Origin of the sequence: Streptomyces sp. NPDC046887 (assembly GCF_040644755.1) — a bacterium.
GTDB lineage: Bacteria > Actinomycetota > Actinomycetes > Streptomycetales > Streptomycetaceae > Streptomyces > Streptomyces lichenis.
In genome coordinates this window covers 274541-291473 of record NZ_JBEYXH010000002.1, presented here as the reverse complement: position 1 = coordinate 291473, position 16933 = coordinate 274541, and the positions used below count along the sequence as shown (strand labels likewise).

General features: G+C 72.5%; 12 protein-coding genes and 3 pseudogenes. 9 read left to right on the top strand and 6 right to left on the bottom strand.

Translation table 11 applies throughout. The annotated features are described in order from the left end of the window. The first annotated feature begins 14 nt into the window (after positions 1-14). Positions 15-1208 (top strand): glycosyltransferase, encoded by a 1194-nt coding sequence (locus tag ABZ945_RS04370; protein WP_361263865.1) that lies wholly within the window; start codon positions 15-17, stop codon positions 1206-1208. Positions 1209-1267: 59 nt separating this feature from the next. After that, positions 1268-3652, top strand: a complete 2385-nt coding sequence (locus ABZ945_RS04365) for a galactose oxidase early set domain-containing protein (RefSeq protein WP_361263863.1) — start codon at positions 1268-1270, stop codon at positions 3650-3652. A gap of 64 nt (positions 3653-3716) precedes the next feature. Here ABZ945_RS04365 and ABZ945_RS04360 read toward each other — a convergent pair. From ABZ945_RS04360 to ABZ945_RS04350, 3 pseudogenes are all read right to left on the bottom strand, one after another. After that, positions 3717-4118, bottom strand: a pseudogene (locus tag ABZ945_RS04360) (helix-turn-helix domain-containing protein); the annotation flags it as partial. Positions 4119-4219: 101 nt separating this feature from the next. Next, positions 4220-4358, bottom strand: a pseudogene (locus tag ABZ945_RS04355) (MarR family transcriptional regulator); the annotation flags it as partial. Beyond that, a pseudogene (locus ABZ945_RS04350) lies at positions 4359-4436 on the bottom strand (MarR family transcriptional regulator); the annotation flags it as partial. It abuts the pseudogene before it with no gap. Positions 4437-4668: 232 nt separating this feature from the next. On the opposite strand from ABZ945_RS04350, the gene ABZ945_RS04345 reads away from it, so the two are divergent. Then, positions 4669-5337, top strand: a complete 669-nt coding sequence (locus tag ABZ945_RS04345) for a DUF4097 family beta strand repeat-containing protein (RefSeq protein ID WP_361263614.1) — start codon at positions 4669-4671, stop codon at positions 5335-5337. Positions 5338-5386: 49 nt separating this feature from the next. Beyond that, positions 5387-6487, top strand: a complete 1101-nt coding sequence (locus ABZ945_RS04340) for a serine hydrolase domain-containing protein (protein ID WP_361263611.1) — start codon at positions 5387-5389, stop codon at positions 6485-6487. A gap of 10 nt (positions 6488-6497) precedes the next feature. On the opposite strand, the gene ABZ945_RS04335 is transcribed toward ABZ945_RS04340, so the two are convergent. Beyond that, positions 6498-7193 carry a hemolysin III family protein gene (locus tag ABZ945_RS04335; RefSeq protein WP_361263608.1) on the bottom strand — a complete coding sequence of 232 codons (696 nt, stop codon included), beginning with the start codon at positions 7191-7193 and terminating at the stop codon, positions 6498-6500. Between the two features lie 391 nt (positions 7194-7584). Between ABZ945_RS04335 and ABZ945_RS04330 the strand changes: the two genes are divergently transcribed. Next, entirely contained in the window at positions 7585-9408 is a 1824-nt protein-coding gene (locus ABZ945_RS04330; RefSeq protein ID WP_361263605.1) for a phosphoenolpyruvate carboxykinase (GTP), read from the top strand. 199 nt (positions 9409-9607) lie between these two features. Here ABZ945_RS04330 and ABZ945_RS04325 read toward each other — a convergent pair whose 3' ends face one another. Together ABZ945_RS04325 and ABZ945_RS04320 are read right to left on the bottom strand one after the other, a co-directional pair. Continuing rightward, positions 9608-10012: a hypothetical protein gene (locus ABZ945_RS04325; protein WP_361263602.1), complete on the bottom strand. Its 405-nt coding sequence runs from the start codon at positions 10010-10012 to the stop codon at positions 9608-9610. A gap of 119 nt (positions 10013-10131) precedes the next feature. Continuing rightward, positions 10132-11343 (bottom strand): pyridoxal phosphate-dependent aminotransferase, encoded by a 1212-nt coding sequence (locus ABZ945_RS04320; RefSeq protein WP_361263599.1) that lies wholly within the window; start codon positions 11341-11343, stop codon positions 10132-10134. Between the two features lie 176 nt (positions 11344-11519). Between ABZ945_RS04320 and ABZ945_RS04315 the strand changes: the two genes are divergently transcribed. The 4 genes from ABZ945_RS04315 to ABZ945_RS04300 all read left to right on the top strand — a co-directional run bounded on the left by ABZ945_RS04315 (position 11520) and on the right by ABZ945_RS04300 (position 16926). Then, complete coding sequence (locus ABZ945_RS04315) at positions 11520-12362, top strand: SDR family oxidoreductase (protein WP_361263596.1); 843 nt, start codon at positions 11520-11522, stop codon at positions 12360-12362. Positions 12363-12408: 46 nt separating this feature from the next. Next, positions 12409-13959: a polyprenol phosphomannose-dependent alpha 1,6 mannosyltransferase MptB gene (mptB, locus tag ABZ945_RS04310; RefSeq protein WP_361263593.1), complete on the top strand. Its 1551-nt coding sequence runs from the start codon at positions 12409-12411 to the stop codon at positions 13957-13959. Between the two features lie 165 nt (positions 13960-14124). Beyond that, complete coding sequence (locus tag ABZ945_RS04305) at positions 14125-15837, top strand: WG repeat-containing protein (protein WP_361263590.1); 1713 nt, start codon at positions 14125-14127, stop codon at positions 15835-15837. 87 nt (positions 15838-15924) lie between these two features. Further along, positions 15925-16926 (top strand): alpha/beta hydrolase, encoded by a 1002-nt coding sequence (locus ABZ945_RS04300; RefSeq protein ID WP_361263587.1) that lies wholly within the window; start codon positions 15925-15927, stop codon positions 16924-16926. Positions 16927-16933 lie beyond the last annotated feature (7 nt).

The window sequence follows — 16933 nt, the reverse complement described above, 5'->3', positions numbered from 1 at the left end:
CGCCCGGGCCCACCCTGCCCGAGACCGCCCCCATCCCTATCACCGCCGCACCGCCCGAGCCGGGCGCCGTCACCCTGGTCGTCCCGACCTTCAACGAGTCGGCCAACATCCGCGAACTGCTGCACCGCATCGCCGAGTCGGTCCCGGGCCACCTCCCCTGCGAGGTGCTGTTCGTCGACGACTCCACCGACGACACCCCGGCCGTCATCGCCGAGGCCGCCCAGAGCTGCCCCTTCCCGGTCACCGTGCTGCACCGCGAGCGCCCCGAGGGCGGCCTCGGCGGCGCGGTGGTGGCCGGACTGGCCGCCGCCACCGCCGACTGGGTGGTCGTCATGGACGGCGACCTCCAGCACCCGCCGCATCTGGTCCCCGAACTGGTCGCCACCGGTGAACGGCGGGGCGCCGACCTGGTGGTGGCCAGCCGCTACCTGCCCGGCGGCAGCCGCGCGGGGCTGGCCGGCGGCTACCGGGTCGCCGTCTCCCGCGGCGCCACCTGGCTCGCCAAGGGCCTCTTCCCCCGGGCGCTGACCGCCATCAGCGACCCGATGAGCGGCTTCTTCGCCATCCGGCGCTCGGCCGTCACCGACGCCGTCACCGGTGACGAGCTCAAGCCGCTCGGCTACAAGATCCTGCTCGAACTGGCCGTCCGCTGCCGCCCGGAGCGGGTCGCCGAGGCCCCGTTCGTCTTCCAGGACCGGTACGCGGGTGAGTCCAAGTCCACCGCTCGGGAGGGCCTGCGCTTCCTGCGCCACCTGGTGGAGCTGCGCACCGCCGCGCCGCTCGCCCGGATGGCCGCCTTCGGGCTGATCGGCCTCACCGGCTTCGTACCCAATCTGCTCGCGCTCTGGGCGCTGACCGCCGCCGGGCTGCACTATCTGCCCGCCGAGATCGCCGCCAACCAGTTCGGGGTGGCCTGGAACTTCCTGCTCATCGAGACCCTGCTCTTCCGCGACCGGCGCCGCCACCGCCACTGGGCCGACCGGGCCGGGCGCTTCGCCCTGCTCGCCAACGCCGACCTGGTGGTCCGCATCCCGCTGATCGCCCTGTTCGTCGGGCAGCTCCAGCTGGCGGTGCTGCCCGCCACCGCGCTCGCGCTGCTGACCACCTTCGTGCTCCGGTTCGCCGGCACCGAGGCCCTGGTCTATCTGCCCCGCCGCCGGGACCGGATACGGGGCCATGCCCGCCGTACAGAGAGGACACCCGGGTGAGGAATCCGAACGCCGTACGCCGAAGGCGCCGCGCGGGCGCGCTGCTCGCCACCGCCGCGATGACCGGCGCCCTGCTGCTGGCCGGACAGCAGCAGGCCACCGCCGGGGTCAACCTGGTCAAGAATCCGAGCTTCGAGACCGCCGGAACCGACCACACCGGTATGCCCTCGTGCTGGTCCCGCTCCGGCTGGGGCGACAACGATTTCACCTTCACCACCACCGACGACGCCCGGACCGGCACCGCGGCGATGAAGGTGGAGCTGACCCGGCGGGTGGACGGCGACCGCAAGGCGCTGGTCACCGAGTCCGCCGCCTGCGCGCCCGCGGTGGCCGCCGACCGCCAGTACGACCTCTCCCTCTGGTACAAGTCGACCACCCCGGACACCGCGCTCACCCTGTTCCGGCACGACACCACGGCCGGCTGGCAGTACTGGACCGACCTGAAGACCCTGGACCTCGCCCCCGCCTACAGCAGGGTGGAGGTGCGCACCCCGGCCGTGCCACCCGGCACCGACCGGATCGCCTGGGGCGTCTCGGTCTTCGGCACCGGCAGTGTCACCACCGACGACTACGCCATGGAGGAGGTGGCCGCACCACCGCCGCAGCCGCAGTGCACCGGCACCGCCGAGCAGTGCGCCAAGGGCTCCTGGCAGGTGCTGGCGATGAAGAACCCGGTCCGCTCCATGCACTCGGTGGTGCTGCACAACGGGAAGGTGCTGCTGATCGCCGGTTCCGGCAACGACCCGGCGCGGTTCGCCGCCGGGAGCTTCACCTCGGCGGTCTACGACCCGGCGAACGGCAGCTTCAGGACCATTCCCACCCCGGCGGACATGTTCTGCTCCGGCCATGTCCAGCTCGCCGACGGGCGGGTGCTGGTGATGAGCGGCACCAAGGGCTACCCCTCGGCGGACGGCTCCCTCGGCTACCAGGGGCTCAAGGACTCGTACACCTTCGACCCGGCGACCGAGACCTACACCCGGACCAACGACATGGCCGATGGGCACTGGTACCCCTCGGCGACCATCCTCGGCAACGGGGACGTGATCTCCTTCGGCGGGCTGAAGCAGGACTCCACCGGCAATGTGACGGCGGAGAGGTTCTCGGCCGCCGAGAACCGCTGGCTGCCCATCCACCAGGTCAACCAGACCTGGTCCTACTGGGGGCTGTACCCGTCGATGATCCTGATGCAGGACGGCCGGCTCTTCTACAGCGGCAGCCACACCTTCGGCAACGGCACCCCCGGCACCGGCGCCTCGATTTACGACTACCAGGCCAACACCATCACCGACGTGCCCGGGCTGCGGAAGAAGGACGAGCGCGACGAGTCGGCCAGCGTGCTGCTGCCGCCCGCCCAGGACCAGCGGGTGCTGACCATCGGCGGCGGCAACAACGAGTCCAACCCGGTGGCCAACCGGCTCACCGACATCATCGACCTCAAGCAGCCCAGCCCCGCCTACACCGCGGGCCCGCCGATCCCGCAGGGCCAGGTGGACCAGGGTCAGGGCAAGCGCCCGCAGACCGGGGACGAGGGCAAGATGTACGCCTCCGCCGTGCTGCTGCCGGACGGCAAGGTGCTGGAGACCGGCGGCGCGCTGCACGACCGGGCCGACCCGGTGTTCGAGGCCTCGATGTTCGACCCGGCCACCGACACCTACCAGCCGGGTATGGCCGCCGACCCGGTGCCGCGCGGCTACCACTCCTCGGCGTTCCTGCTGCCCGACGGGCGGGTGATGGCCGTCGGCGACAACCCGGGCAACGGCTCGTACAACCACGATGTCTCCGTCTACACCCCGCCGTACCTCTTCAAGGGCCCCCGGCCGGAGATCACCTCGCTGATCGACAGCCGGTGGACCTACGGCGACACCCAGCGGATCACCGTGGACCGGCCGATCGCCAAGGCGGAGCTGATCCGCCCGGCGGCGGTCACCCACTCCTCCGACCCCAACCAGCGGTTCGTGGACCTGCCGTTGAGCGTGGTCGACGGCTCCACGGTGGACCTCAATGTCACCCAGAACCCCCACCTCGCCCCGCCCGGCTGGTACATGCTCTTCGCGGTGGACGCAGGCGGCGTGCCCTCGGTGGCCAAGTGGGTTCACCTGGGCGGTCCGGCGGCGATGGCGGCCGAGGCGGAGCAGTCGGCGCATGTCCACGACTTCGCCGGAAAGCTCGCGGCCACGCCGAAGAAGGCGCTGAAGAAGCGGGACTCGGCCCCGGTCAGCCCCACGGTGGCGGGCTGCGACCGGCACTACGGCACCGCCGGGGTGTGCGTGCCGACCGCCTTCCCGAAGCAGGTGAGGCCGACCACGGCGGCTCGCTGCGACTGGCTGGCGGACCACGACTACGGACGGCTGAAGGTCAACGGCCGGGACGATCCGCTGCGGCTCGACCCGGACCGCGACGGCACCGCCTGCGGAAAGGGGGACCTGGGGGCGGGGCGGCGGTAGGGACCCGGACAACGCCGGGCGGCTGCGACCCGGGGCCCGTACCCCATGACGTACGGGCCCCGGGCTACCGCTGCTCCGGCCGGGTGTGCAGGATCTCCCGGGCCTGGTCGGCGGCGCGGGCGATGTTCTCGGCGACGAAGTCCACGAACCGGGCGATGTTCTCCAGGCGTACGGCGGCGGGGCTGCCGTGCCCGAGGACCTCCACCCCCTGCCGGGCGACCTCCCCGAGCCGGGCGGTGGACCGGGCGCCGGCCATCGTCGACTGGTACAGCACATCGTCGTCGACCACATACCGCTCGCGGCGGCGCTCGTCGCGCTCCCGGCGGATGAGGTTCTGGCTCTCCAGAAAGGCGACCGCCTTGGACACGGACGCCGGGCTGATCCGCAGACGGGCGGTCAGCTCGGCGGCGGTGAGGCTGCCGGAGTCGGTGGTGTACAGGGCGGCCAGCAACCGGGCCGTCATCTTCGGCAGGCCCGAGGCCATGAAGACGGTCGTGAAGGTCTCCTCGTACTCGCGTACGGCCTCGGCATCGCGGCCGTCCGCCGACGGCGGCGCCTGGGGCCCCCGGGGCGCGGCCTTCCTCCGGCGGTGGGCGCGGTGCTCGGTCGCGCGGTGGGCCAGGTCGGCGCGGTAGGCGGTGGGGCCGCCGTTGCGCATGACCTCGCGGGTGACCGTCGAGGTCGGACGGCCGAGGCCTCGGGCGATCTCCGCGTAGGCGAGGCCGTCGGCGACCCCCAGCGCGATCTGCCGGCGCTCCTGCTCGGTGAGTCTGCCTCCCGGCATCGTCGGTCTCCCTGGTGGTGGTCCGGTCAACGAGTGCTCCCACCATAGCGTTCACCTCTCATTCATTGCAACGACTTCCCTCGCTGTCGTTGCATTGTATTCACTCTCGTTGCAACGAATAGATGGCTTTGAGCTGCATGTATGTATGTCTAGCGCAATGAATAGCTTGCCCAATATCTGAACGCAACGTAGCTTTTCCGGTGTCAGAAACAACGCACCGAAGGAGCGCACCATGCGGACGTTCGCCACCCCCACCCCCGTCTCGGCCGTCCTCGACATCCCTGCGGGGCACATCCGGTTCATCGCCGCGGACCGGGCCGACACCACCGTCGAGATCCGCCCCGCCGACGCCTCCAGCGCCCGCGACCTGCGGGCGGCCGAGCAGATCGAGGTCGGCTACGCGGACGGTGAGCTGCGGATCGCGGCCCCGGCCCCGAAGAGCCGGATCCTCGGCGCCCCCGGCTCGGTCGAGGTGACCGTCCGGCTGCCCGCCGGATCCCGCGTCGAGGCGAAGGCGGCCCTCGCCGAGTTCCGTGGCGTCGGCCGACTGGGCGATGTGGTCCTGGAGGCCGCGCAGGCCACGGTCAGGCTGGACGAGACCGCCGGCGCCCGGGTGTCCCTCCAGTCCGGGGACATCTCGCTGGCCCGCCTCGGCGGCCCCGCGGAGATCAGCACCCAGAAGGGCGACCTGCTGATCACCGAGGCGGTACGCGGCAAGGTCACCCTGCGCACCGAGCACGGTGACATCACGGTCGGCGCCGCCCGAGGCGTCTCCGCCACGCTGGACGCCGGCACCGCCTACGGCCGTATCGGCAACACCCTGCGCAACGCCGAGGAGGGGCCCGGCCTGGAGATCCACGCCACCACCTCGTACGGCGACATCACCGCCCGCAGCCTGTAATCCCCGCCCCCGCACACCCGCGTCCGCACACCCATCGGGAGGCACCACCATGACCATCGAAACCGCCGACCAGGACCGCCCGGAGCTTCGCAAGGCCATCGAGGAGATGGTCGAGTCCGGCTTCACCGGGGTGGCCCTGCACCTGCACGACGAGAGAGGGGAGTGGATCGGCACCGCCGGGGCGCGCGAGCCGGGCGGGAGCGAGCCGCCGCCGGCCAACCCGTACGTCCGGATCGGCAGCAACACCAAGACCTTCGCCGCCGTGGTGGTGCTGCGCCTGGTGGCCGAGGGGGTGATCGGGCTGGACGACCCGGTGGCGGGCCGGCTGCCCGGCTATCCGCTGGACCCGCGGATCACCGTGCGGATGCTGCTCCAGCACACCAGCGGGGTGTTCAACTTCACCGGCGAGTTCTACGAGGACGGGACGGTGGTGCCGGGGATCGCGTCCACCATCGCGGGCCGGGAGTGGGTGGACGGCCGCTTCCGGACCTACCGCCCGGAGGAGCTGGCGCGGCTGGCCCTGTCCAAGCCGGCGCGGTTCGAGCCGGGGGCCGACTGGAGCTACGCCAACACCAACTACGTCCTGCTCAGGCTGCTGGTCGAGCAGGTCACCGGCCGCTCGTTCGTCGAGGAGACGCGGCGGCTGGTCCTGGAGCCGCTCGGACTGAGGGACACCCTGCTGCCGGAGGCCGACCCGGAGATCCCCGAGCCGCACAGCCGCGGCTGCTACCGGTACGAGGAGGACGGGCAGCAGGAGGTCGTGGACGTCACCCGCCAGAACCCGTCCTGGATATCCACCGGCGGGGACATGATCTCCACCCCCCGCGACCTGCACACCTTCATCTCCGCGCTGACGGGCGGCCGGTTGCTGCCGGCCCCGCTGCTGACCGAGATGTGCACCCCGCACCCCAAGGTCGGCTACGGGCTGGGGGTGTTCGTGCAGGACACCGGGGACGGCTCCACCGTCATCACCCACAACGGCGGTATGGCCGGCCATGCGGCGCTGATGTACGGCGCGCCCGGCGGCGGCAGGACCCTCACCGCCGCGCTCCACTACACCGACGACGCCGCGCTCTCCATGGCGGCGGCGTTCCACCAGGCCACCCGGCGACTGGTGGCGGAGGTGTTCGGCGGCGGGCCAGCCGAGTGACCGGCCGACCTCAGGCGTGTTGGTAGGCCACGATCGAGATGCCGACGTAGTGGACGACGAAGGCGGCCAGGGTGAAGGAGTGGAACACCTCGTGGAAGCCGAACCAGCGGGGTGACGGGTTGGGCCGCTTGAAGCCGTAGACCACTCCGCCCGCGCTGTAGAGCAGGCCGCCGACGACCACCAGCACCAGCACGGCGATGCCGCCCTTGCGCATGAAGTCCGGCAGGAAGAACACCGCGGCCCAACCCATGGCGATATAGCAGGGGGTGTAGAGCCAGCGCGGGGCGCCGACCCAGAACACCCGGAAGGCGATCCCCGCCGCCGCGGCCGCCCACACCGCCCACAGCAGGTACCGCCCGGTGCTGTCCGGCAGGAGCAGCAGGGTGAGCGGGGTGTAGGTGCCGGCGATGATCAGGAAGATGTTGGCGTGGTCCAGCCGGCGCAGTACGGCGGTGGCGCGCGGCCCCCAGGTGCCCCGGTGGTACAGCGCGCTGACGCCGAACAGCAGGCACGCCGTCAGGACGTAGATACCGCAGGCGATCCGGCCGCGGGTGGAGTCGGCGAAGGCGGTCAGCACGATGCCGGCGACCAGCACGGCCGGGAACATCCCGGCGTGCAGCCAGCCCCGGAGGCGGGGCTTCACCGGCGGTGGGTCTATCTCGGTCACCTGGGACACGGCGGGCACCTCGGACGCGGCGGCAGTCATGCGGAAATGCTACCTACGGGGCCGTAGGTCGGACACGTCCAGGTGGCCAGGGTCACGCCGGTCGGGTTACCCCGAGGGTCGGAAGGCGGCCGGGCGGGGGATCGGCGGTGGATCATGTGCCCCATCGCCGGTGGGCCGGCGGCGCATCACCGGTGGATCATGTGCGCCGCCGCCGGTGGGCCCGCAAGAACGAAGGGAAACACGGCGAGCCGCAGCAATATGAGTGGCGATGCTCACGTGAGAGGCCCCCTGGACAGATGGGCGTCCGCATCGGATGATCAGATGAGAGCGGTCGGCACCGGATGAGCGCCAACGGGAACCTGACGTAACAGCATCCGGGTCGCAGCCCCCACGGGGCAGACAACCTCACACCCCTCATCAAGGAGCAATCGTGGCGCGCGATAACGCGGCTCCCACTGCTGTCCCCACTCGTCACCGGGAGCTGGCCTCCTGGGTGGACGAGATCGCGGCGCTGACCCAGCCGGACCGGGTCGTCTGGTGCGACGGGTCCGAGGCCGAGTACGAGCGCCTGGCCGAGGAGCTCGTGGCCAAGGGCACCTTCCGCAAGCTGGACCCGACGCTCCGGCCCAACTCGTACTACGCCGCCTCCGACCCGTCGGACGTGGCGCGCGTGGAGGACCGCACCTTCATCTGCTCCGAGAAGGAAGAGGACGCCGGCCCCACCAACCACTGGAAGGCCCCCGCCGAGATGCGCGAGGTCTTCCAGGGCGAACAGGGCATCTTCCGCGGCTCGATGAAGGGCCGCACCATGTACGTGGTGCCCTTCTGTATGGGCCCGCTCGGCTCGCCGCTCTCCGCGATCGGGGTCGAGATCACCGACTCCGCCTACGTCGCCGTCGCCATGCGCACCATGACCCGGATGGGACAGCCGGTCCTGGACGAGCTCGGCGAGGACGGCTTCTTCGTCAAGGCCGTGCACACCCTCGGCGCCCCGCTGGAGGCCGGCGAGCAGGACGTGCCCTGGCCGTGCAACTCCACCAAGTACATCTCGCACTTCCCGGAGAGCCGGGAGATCTGGTCCTACGGCTCCGGCTACGGCGGCAACGCCCTGCTCGGCAAGAAGTGCTACGCCCTGCGCATCGCCTCCGTCATGGCCCGCGACGAGGGCTGGCTGGCCGAGCACATGCTCATCCTCAAGCTGACCCCGCCCCGCGGTGAGTCGAAGTACGTGGCCGCCGCCTTCCCCTCCGCCTGCGGCAAGACCAACCTCGCCATGCTGGAGCCCACCATCTCCGGCTGGACGGTGGAGACCATCGGCGACGACATCGCCTGGATGCGGTTCGGCGAGGACGGCCGGCTGTACGCGATCAACCCGGAGGCGGGCTTCTTCGGCGTCGCGCCCGGCACCGGCGAGCACACCAACGCCAACGCCATGAAGACCCTCTGGGGCAACGCGGTCTTCACCAATGTCGCGCTCACCGACGACGGTGACGTGTGGTGGGAGGGCATGACCGAGCAGGAGCCCGCGCACCTGACGGACTGGAAGGGCAACGACTGGACCCCGGAGTCCGGGACCCCGGCCGCCCACCCCAACGCCCGCTTCACCGTCCCGGCCTCCCAGTGCCCGATCATCGCGCCGGAGTGGGAGGACCCCAAGGGGGTGCCGATCTCGGCCATCCTCTTCGGCGGCCGCCGCGCCACCGCCGTCCCGCTGGTCACCGAGTCCTTCGACTGGCAGCACGGTGTCTTCCTGGGTGCCAACGTGGCCTCCGAGAAGACCGCCGCCGCCGAGGGCAAGGTCGGCGAGCTGCGCCGCGACCCGTTCGCCATGCTGCCGTTCTGCGGCTACAACATGGGCGACTACATGAAGCACTGGGTCGATGTGGCCAAGGACAAGGACCAGTCCAAGCTGCCGAAGATCTACTACGTCAACTGGTTCCGCAAGAACGAGGCCGGGAAGTTCGTCTGGCCGGGCTTCGGCGAGAACAGCCGGGTGCTCAAGTGGATCGTGGAGCGGCTGGACGGCAGCGCCGAGGGCGTGGAGACCGCGATCGGGATCCTGCCGGCCAAGGGCTCGCTGGACACCGAGGGCCTGGACCTGCCCGAGGAGGACCTCGACTACCTGCTGAAGGTGGACGCGGAGGTCTGGCGCGAGGAGGCGGCGCTGGTGCCCGAGCACCTCAACACCTTCGGTGACCACACCCCCAAGGAGATGTGGGACGAGTACCGCGCGCTGGTGGCCCGACTGGGCTGACCCGCCGCCGGGCGGTCCCGTACCGCCCCCTCACACCCCGCGTGCCGAGACGGCCACAACCGCCCTGACCTGTGGATCACGGACGGCTCGGCACGCGGAACGGCCCCCGAAGCCCCCTCAGGCTCCGGGGGCCGCAAACATCTCCGCCCTCGGTGGGTGGCACCCGGTCCGCGGCCTCCCCGGTCGCGAACCGGGGCCGTCAGTGGGCGCCGACCGTGCGGCGCTCGTCCAGGGGTGCCGCCTCCAGCGCGGCGGTGTGCGCGTCCATCCGCTCGGCGGCCAGGATCGCGGCGGCGGTGTCGGCCCGGGAGGCGGCGACCACCAGGGCGCGGCCGGCCAGCGCGTGCGCCCGGCGGTGCAGCTCGGTCCGGTCGGCGCCGGAGAGCCCGGCGTGCCGGGCCGGCGGGGCGCCGCGCAGCCGCGCCACCTGCTCGGCGATGCGCTCGGCGGCGGTCTCGTCGCCCAGCTCGTCGGTCACCGCGAGCAGCGCGGAGAGATGGCCGGCGAGCTGGATGCGCAGCTCCTCGTCGCGGGTGCGGTGCGGGAACTGGTCATCATCGTCGGCCATCCGATGGACCGACTTGGTGCGGATCGGCTCGTACATGGGGATGGCCTCCTGCCCTTCAACAGGAGTCCATCCTACATTGGAATCAGTCTAAAGTTGAGCCCGTTCGCTGTATGTGTACCGGTGGGATACGGGCGGTTCGCGGTCTTATGGGGTGGTTACGGCTGCCCGTACCCGTCCAGGAAGTTCCCGATCCTGGTCACCGCGTCGGTGAGGTCGGCGGCGGCCGGCAGGGTGACGATCCGGAAGTGGTCCGGCTCGTGCCAGTTGAACCCGGTGCCGTGCACCACCATGATCTTCTCGGCCCGCAGCAGGTCCAGCACCATCTGCCGGTCGTCCTTGATCTTGTAGACGGCCGGGTCCAGGCGCGGGAACAGATACAGCGCGCCCTTCGGCTTCACACAGCTGACGCCCGGGATCTGCACCAGCAAGTCGTACGCCGCATCCCGCTGCTCCAGCAGCCGCCCGCCGGGCTTCACCAGCGCCTCTATGGACTGCCGCCCCTGCAGGGCGGCGGCGATGGCGTGCTGGGCCGGCATATTGGCGCACAGCCGCATATTGGCGAGGATCGTCAGCCCCTCGATATACGAGGAGGCGTGCGCCTTCGGCCCGCACACCGCCAGCCAGCCGCTGCGGTAGCCGGCCACCCGGTAGTTCTTCGACATCCCGTTGAACGTCAGCACCATCAGATCCGGCGCGATGGCGGCCGTAGGCGTATGGGTGGCCCCGTCGTACAGAATCTTGTCGTAGATCTCATCCGAGCAGACCACCAGATTGTGCCGGCGGGCGATCTCGGTCAGCTCGCGCAGCATCGCGTCGTCGTACACCGCACCCGTCGGGTTGTTCGGGTTGATGATGACGATCGCCTTGGTGCGGTCGGTGACCTTCCGCTCGATGTCGGCGAGGTCCGGCATCCAGTCCGCCTGCTCGTCGCACCGGTAGTGCACCGCCGTACCGCCGGACAGCGACACCGCCGCCGTCCACAGCGGGTAGTCCGGCGCCGGTACGAGGACCTCGTCGCCGTCGTCCAGCAGTGCCTGCATGGCCATCTGGATCAGCTCGGAGACGCCGTTGCCCAGGTACACGTCCTCGACCGAGAGGGGGATGCCCTTGGTCTCGTAGTGGCTCATCACCGCCCGGCGTGCCGCCAGCAGCCCCTTGGCGTCCCCGTAGCCATGCGAGCCGCTGAGGTTGCGGAGCATGTCCTCCAGGATCGCCGGCGGGCACTCGAAGCCGAAGGCGGCCGGGTTGCCGGTGTTGAGCTTGAGGATGCGATGTCCGGCTGCTTCCAGCCGCATCGCCTCGTCGAGAACCGGTCCCCGGATCTCGTAACAGACGTTCGCGAGCTTCGTCGACTGGGTCACCTGCATGCACGCGAGCTTACGGCCGCCCCACCCGAGCCGCCCGACCTTTGTGACCCAGGTCACTCCGCCCCGCCCCGGCTCTGTCAGGTCACCCCACCGAACAGTGACGAACCGGTCCATACCCCCGTACGAGTGAACCCGGGCTCTGGCCCCGTACATGCCCCTCGGGTGATCATCGCCGGATGGACGCAGACGCGAAGGCAGGGCGGCAGGGGCAGGCGGACGGGTACGGGCTGGGGCGGTTTCGGGGGTACGGGGCGCTGGTGACCGGGGGCGGGCGGGGGATCGGGGCGGCCACCGTGCGGCGGCTGGCCGCCGAGGGGGCGCGGGTGCTGGTGGCGGACGTGGACGAGGACGCCGCCCGGGAGACGGCGGACGCGGTGGAGGGGGCCGTGGCGCTGCGGTGCGATGCGGCCGACACGGCCAGTGTGGAGGCCGCCGTGGCGTATGCCGTCGAGACCTTCGGCACGCTGGATGTGCTGGTCGGCAACGCCCTCGGCCCCACCGGGGACGTCCCCTCCGTCACCGGCCTCACCGACGAGCTCTGGCACCGCGCCCTGGACGTCACCCTCACCGGGGCGCTGCGCTGCGCCCGGGCCGCGCTGCCGCAGCTGGCCGCCTCCGGGCGCGGCGCCATCGTGCACATCGGCTCGATCAACGCGGACCAGTCCTTCGGCGGCCACGCCTACAGCGCCGCCAAGGGGGCGCTCGCCTCGCTGACCCGCACCCTCGCCGACGAGGCCGCCGCCCATGGTGTACGCGTCAACCAGATCAACCCCGGCACCATCCGCACCCGGGCCTGGGCGGGCCGCGAGGACGCCCTGAAGGAGCTGGCCGAGCACGCCTATCCGCTGGGCCGGGTCGGCGAGCCGGAGGACGTCGCGGCCGCCGTCGCCTTCCTGGCCTCCGCGGACGCCGCCTGGATCACCGGCACCACGCTCCGGGTCGACGGCGGGATCACCGCCGTCAACACCTCCTTCACCCGGGCCGGCGGCCGCACCGCCTCCCCGGGCGTCTCCGGGTAGCCCCTGCTCCCGGGCGGCCCCGGCACCCGGGATAGGTTGGCCGGTCATGTGGGCACGGGCACGGAGCGCCACCGGATCGCGGTGGCTGGGATTCGCGGGGGCGGTCGCGATGGCGGCCGGCGGCTGGACCGCCGGCACCCTGCCGGCGCGCGACCCCTGGGGCCTGTGGACATCGCACGGCACCGGGGCCGAGCTCGCCGGCGCCCTCCTCGCCTACGCCGGGCTCACCGTGCTGCTCGCCGCCTGGTGGGCGTACGGCCGCTCCGGCGCCACCGTCCGGCACACCCTGGCCACCCTCGGCTGCTGGACCGCCCCGCTCGCCCTCACCCCGCCGCTGTACAGCGCGGACGTCTACAGCTACATCGCTCAAGGCGCCATGGTGCTGGAGGGCCACGATGTGTACGAGGCCGGGCCCTCGGTGCTCGACCCGGCCGGGCCCGGCGGGGACGCCGCCGCGAGCGTCGGCGGTAATTGGCGGGACACACCGGCCCCGTACGGCCCCTTCTTCCTGCTGCTCGCCAAGGCGGTGGCCGCGGCGACCGGCGGCACCCTCGTCCCGGCGGTGCTCGCCCTGCGGCTGCTCGCGCTGGCCGCGCTGCTGCTGACGGTGTGGGCGGTGCGGCGGCTGGCGAATCCCGAGGTGGGTGCTTCGGGAGACGAACGCCGGGAGGCCGGGGGCCGGGGGGCCGAGGGCCGGGAGGCCGGGGGCCGGGGGGCCGAGGGCCGGGAGGCCGGGGCGCTCTGGCTCGGGGTGCTGAACCCGCTGCTGCTGATGCATGTCGTCGGCGGTATCCACAACGACGGTCTGATGATCGCACTGATGCTCACCGGGGTGGTGCTGGCCCGGCGCGGCCGCTGGGTGCTGGGCAGCGCGGCCGTGGGGCTGGCGATGATGGTCAAGTCGCCGGCCGCGCTGGCGCTGCTGTTCATCGGCGTCCTGGTCGGCCGCGCCGCCATCGGCCGCCCGACCGCCGTCCGGGTCGCCAAGGGTCTCCTCGCGCCCGGGCTGGTCGCCGCCGCCGTGGTGGCGGGCGCCTCGCTGGCGGCCGGCACCGGCTTCGGCTGGCTGCGCACCCAGAGCGTCGCCGGCTCCATCCACACCGCCCTGTCGGTCACCAGCGACCTCGGGCTGGCCCTGGGGGAGGGGCTGCGCCTCCTGGCCGGCCTGGACGCGGGCGCGGCCGACTCGGTGAAGTCCGCCGTGCAGACCGCCGGACTGCTGGCCGCGCTCGTCCTGGTCGCCCTGTTCGCGCTGCGCTCGGCGCGCGGCCGACTGGACCCGGTGTACGGCCTCGGGCTGGCGCTCACCGCGCTGGTGGTGCTCTCCCCGATGGTGCAGCCCTGGTATCTGCTCTGGGGGCTGGGCGCGGTCGCCGCCGCCGCATGGGACGGCCGCGCAGGCCGGGCGCTCGCCGTGCTCACGGCGGCCCTCACCTATGAGACCCACCCCTCGGGCGCCACCCCCTGGTACGGCTTCGTCCTCGCGGCGCTCGCCGCCCTCGCCGGATGGTGGCTGCTACGCGCCGAGGCGGGTCGGACGGGCGGCTCCCGGTCGTTCCCCGAGCAGCGGTGCGAGGCGGAGGACGCACCTATCTGACCCCCTCTCACCTGCGGTTCCTGGTACGGAGGAGGGCGTTGTCAGTGGCGGCGGTTACGGTCTGTGATGACGACAGCCGGGTCGTCCCCGCCCCTCAGGAGTGGTGCCATGCAGCCCCCTTCTTCCTCATCCGCCGCTACGTGGGCGGGGGGCCCGCCGTGGCCGGTGGAGATCGACGCCGCCGCCCCCTTCGGTCGGCGGTTCGCGCTGGTCGACGCGGCCGGGCGGCTGGTCCGGGAGCCTGATCTGACGGCGGTCGGCGCCTTCGCCAGGGACGGGCCGCACGGCCCGATAGCCCCGGCCGCCGACACCGAGGGCCGGTGGGGGTACGTGGACCAGGCCGGAAGCTGGGTGGCCCCGCCGATATGGCGGTACGCGCACCCGCTGGACGCCCATGGGCTCGGGCGGTTCCAGGGCGGCGAGGGCGACGGGGACGGGCGCTGGGGCTATGTGGACGGGTCCGGTACGCCGGTGGTGGCGCCCCGGTTCCTGGAGGCGGCCGAGTTCCGGCACGGGTCGGCGGTGGTCCGCACCGAGGACGGCCCCGGCTGGATCGACCCCACCGGTGCGCGGGTGCTCTCCGGGCCGTACAAGGCGGTGGGCCCATTCAGCGCCTGCGGGCTCGCCGGGGCCCGGCTGGCCGAGGGCGGCCGGTGCGGCTATGTCGACCGGTCCGGCGAGCTGGTGATCCCCGACCGCTTCGACGGCGCCCGGCCGTTCGGCCCGGACGGGCTGGCCGGGGTGCGGGTCGGCGAGAAGTGGGGGCTGATCGACCGGACCGGGAAGTGGGCGGTGGAGCCCCGCTACCAGCGGCTGGAGCCCTACAACACCCACGGGTTGGCCTACTTCATCGAGTTCGACGAGGGGCGGCGGTACCGGGAGGGCTATCTGGACGGCCGGGGCCGCCCGGTGCTGGAGGCCGAGGGCCGGGACGTGGCCGAGGTGACGGCCCAGGGGCTGGTCCGGATGCGCAACGACCTGCTCTACGGCTTCGCCGACACCACCGGCGCCATGGTGATCGCCCCTCAGTACACCTACGCCGACCACTTCGACGCCTGCGGTGCGGCCGTGGTGCGCAGGGAGTGGCAGGGGCAGTGGGGAGTGCTCCGCCCGGACGGCGCCTTTCTGCCGATGCCCTACCGGGAGCCGGTCACCGACGGCGACGGCTGGCCGGTGGGCTTCGACCACGGCCTGGGTACCGCCCCCTTCCTGGACCACGACGGCTCCGTGGTGCGGGTCGACCCGGACGGCCGGGAAGTGTGCCGACTGGAGGTCGCGGCGCCGGACGGCGGCTCGGTGCTCCGGATACGGGCCGCCTCGGGTGCCGTCGTCTGGGAGGGCACGGCCCCGCCCGGCACCTTCGAGTCACCGACGCCGTTCCTGGCGCCCGGGCGGGAGGAGTTGGTCGACCACCCGGAGGCCTTCGACGGCGATGTCGGCGAGGTGGCTGCCCGGCTGCTCGCCCAGGAGCCCCGGCTCTTCCTGGCCCGCTCGCTGGTCTTCGACAGCGAGGACGACCCTTATGAGCTGTCCGAGGAGGACGACGACGACCTGCGGGAGCACAGCTGGTACGGCGGAATGCTGACGCTCGCCAGTCGGTATGTGTCCGAAGAGCACTGGGGCGCCTACGACTTCCTCTCGGAGGTGGTCTCGGACGGGATCCACGAGCTGGCCGGTGAGCTGAGGCAACGGCTCACCGCCCGGTTCGGCACCCCGGAGGAGGACTGGCGGTATCTGCGGTACGGGGACGGCAGCCGCTCCTGGGAGTGGCGGGTGGACGGCCGGATACTGCTGCTCCAGTGCCACTGGCAGTGCGGCGACGGCGACTTCGCGTACCAGATATGGCTGGCGGCGCTGGACCTGCCGGAGGAGGTGTGAGCGCTTCACCCGTCGGTTAGCGTTGCCTAACTTGTATGGGGTCGGGCTTGCGATCCGCCTCGCCGCCTCGCCGGAAGGGGAGTTGCCGTGTCTCAGGAGCACAGCCAGGGGGCCGGCCGGACGGCCCGGACCCGGGACGGCCGGGAGCTGTTCTACCGGGAGCTGCCCGGGCCGGGGAACGTCTCCTCCACCGATCCGGCCGCCTCCTCCGGTGATCCGGCCGCCGGCCCCTCCACCGATCCCTCCGCCGCCCCGGTGACCGTGGTCTTCGAGGGGGGACTCGCGGCCGGTCTGTCCTACTGGGCGCCGGTGCAGCGGGCGGTGGCCAAGGCCGCCCGGGCGGTGGTTTATGACCGCAGCGGTCTCGGCCGCAGCCCCGCCGATCCGGCGCCCCGGCCGCTGAGCAGGCTCGCCGAGGACCTGGGCGAGCTGCTGGACCACCTCGGCCCCGGGCCGTATCTGCTGGTCGGCCACAGTTGGGGCGGGCCGGTGGTGCGGCTGGCGGCGGGGGCGCGGCCGGAGCGGATCGCCGGTCTGGTGCTGGTGGACCCCACCGACGAGGACTGCGAGCTGGTGTACGCCCCGGCCACCCGGCGGGCGGAGAGGGTGGGGCAGCTGGCCAGCAGTTGGCTGGCCCGGCTCGGGCTGCTGGCCTTCGCCTACCGGGGGGTGCTCGCGGCGCTGCCGCCCGACGCGGCCGCCGATATGCGGGCCGAGGGGTTCACGGTCGCCGCGATGCGCACCCGGGCCGCCGAGCTGGGGTCGGTGGTGCCGGATCTGCGGGCGATGCAGGCCGCGCCGCCGGAGCTGGGCAATCTGCCGGTGACGGTGATCTCGGCGGGCCGCACCTCGCCCGGGATGGGGCCGCGGGTGCGGGTGGCGGTCACCGCCGCCAACGCCGAGCGAGCCGCCCGCTCCCCGCGCGGCCGGCATGTGGTCGCGGAGGAGGCCGACCATATGGTGCCGATCGGCGCCCCGGAGCTGGTCGCCGCCGAGGTGCTGCGGCTGCTGGAGACGGCAGCGGGCGCCGGGAAGGCAGTGGGCGCCGGGGAGGCAGTGGGCGCCGAGGAGGGAGACATAGGGGCGTGACGGGCGG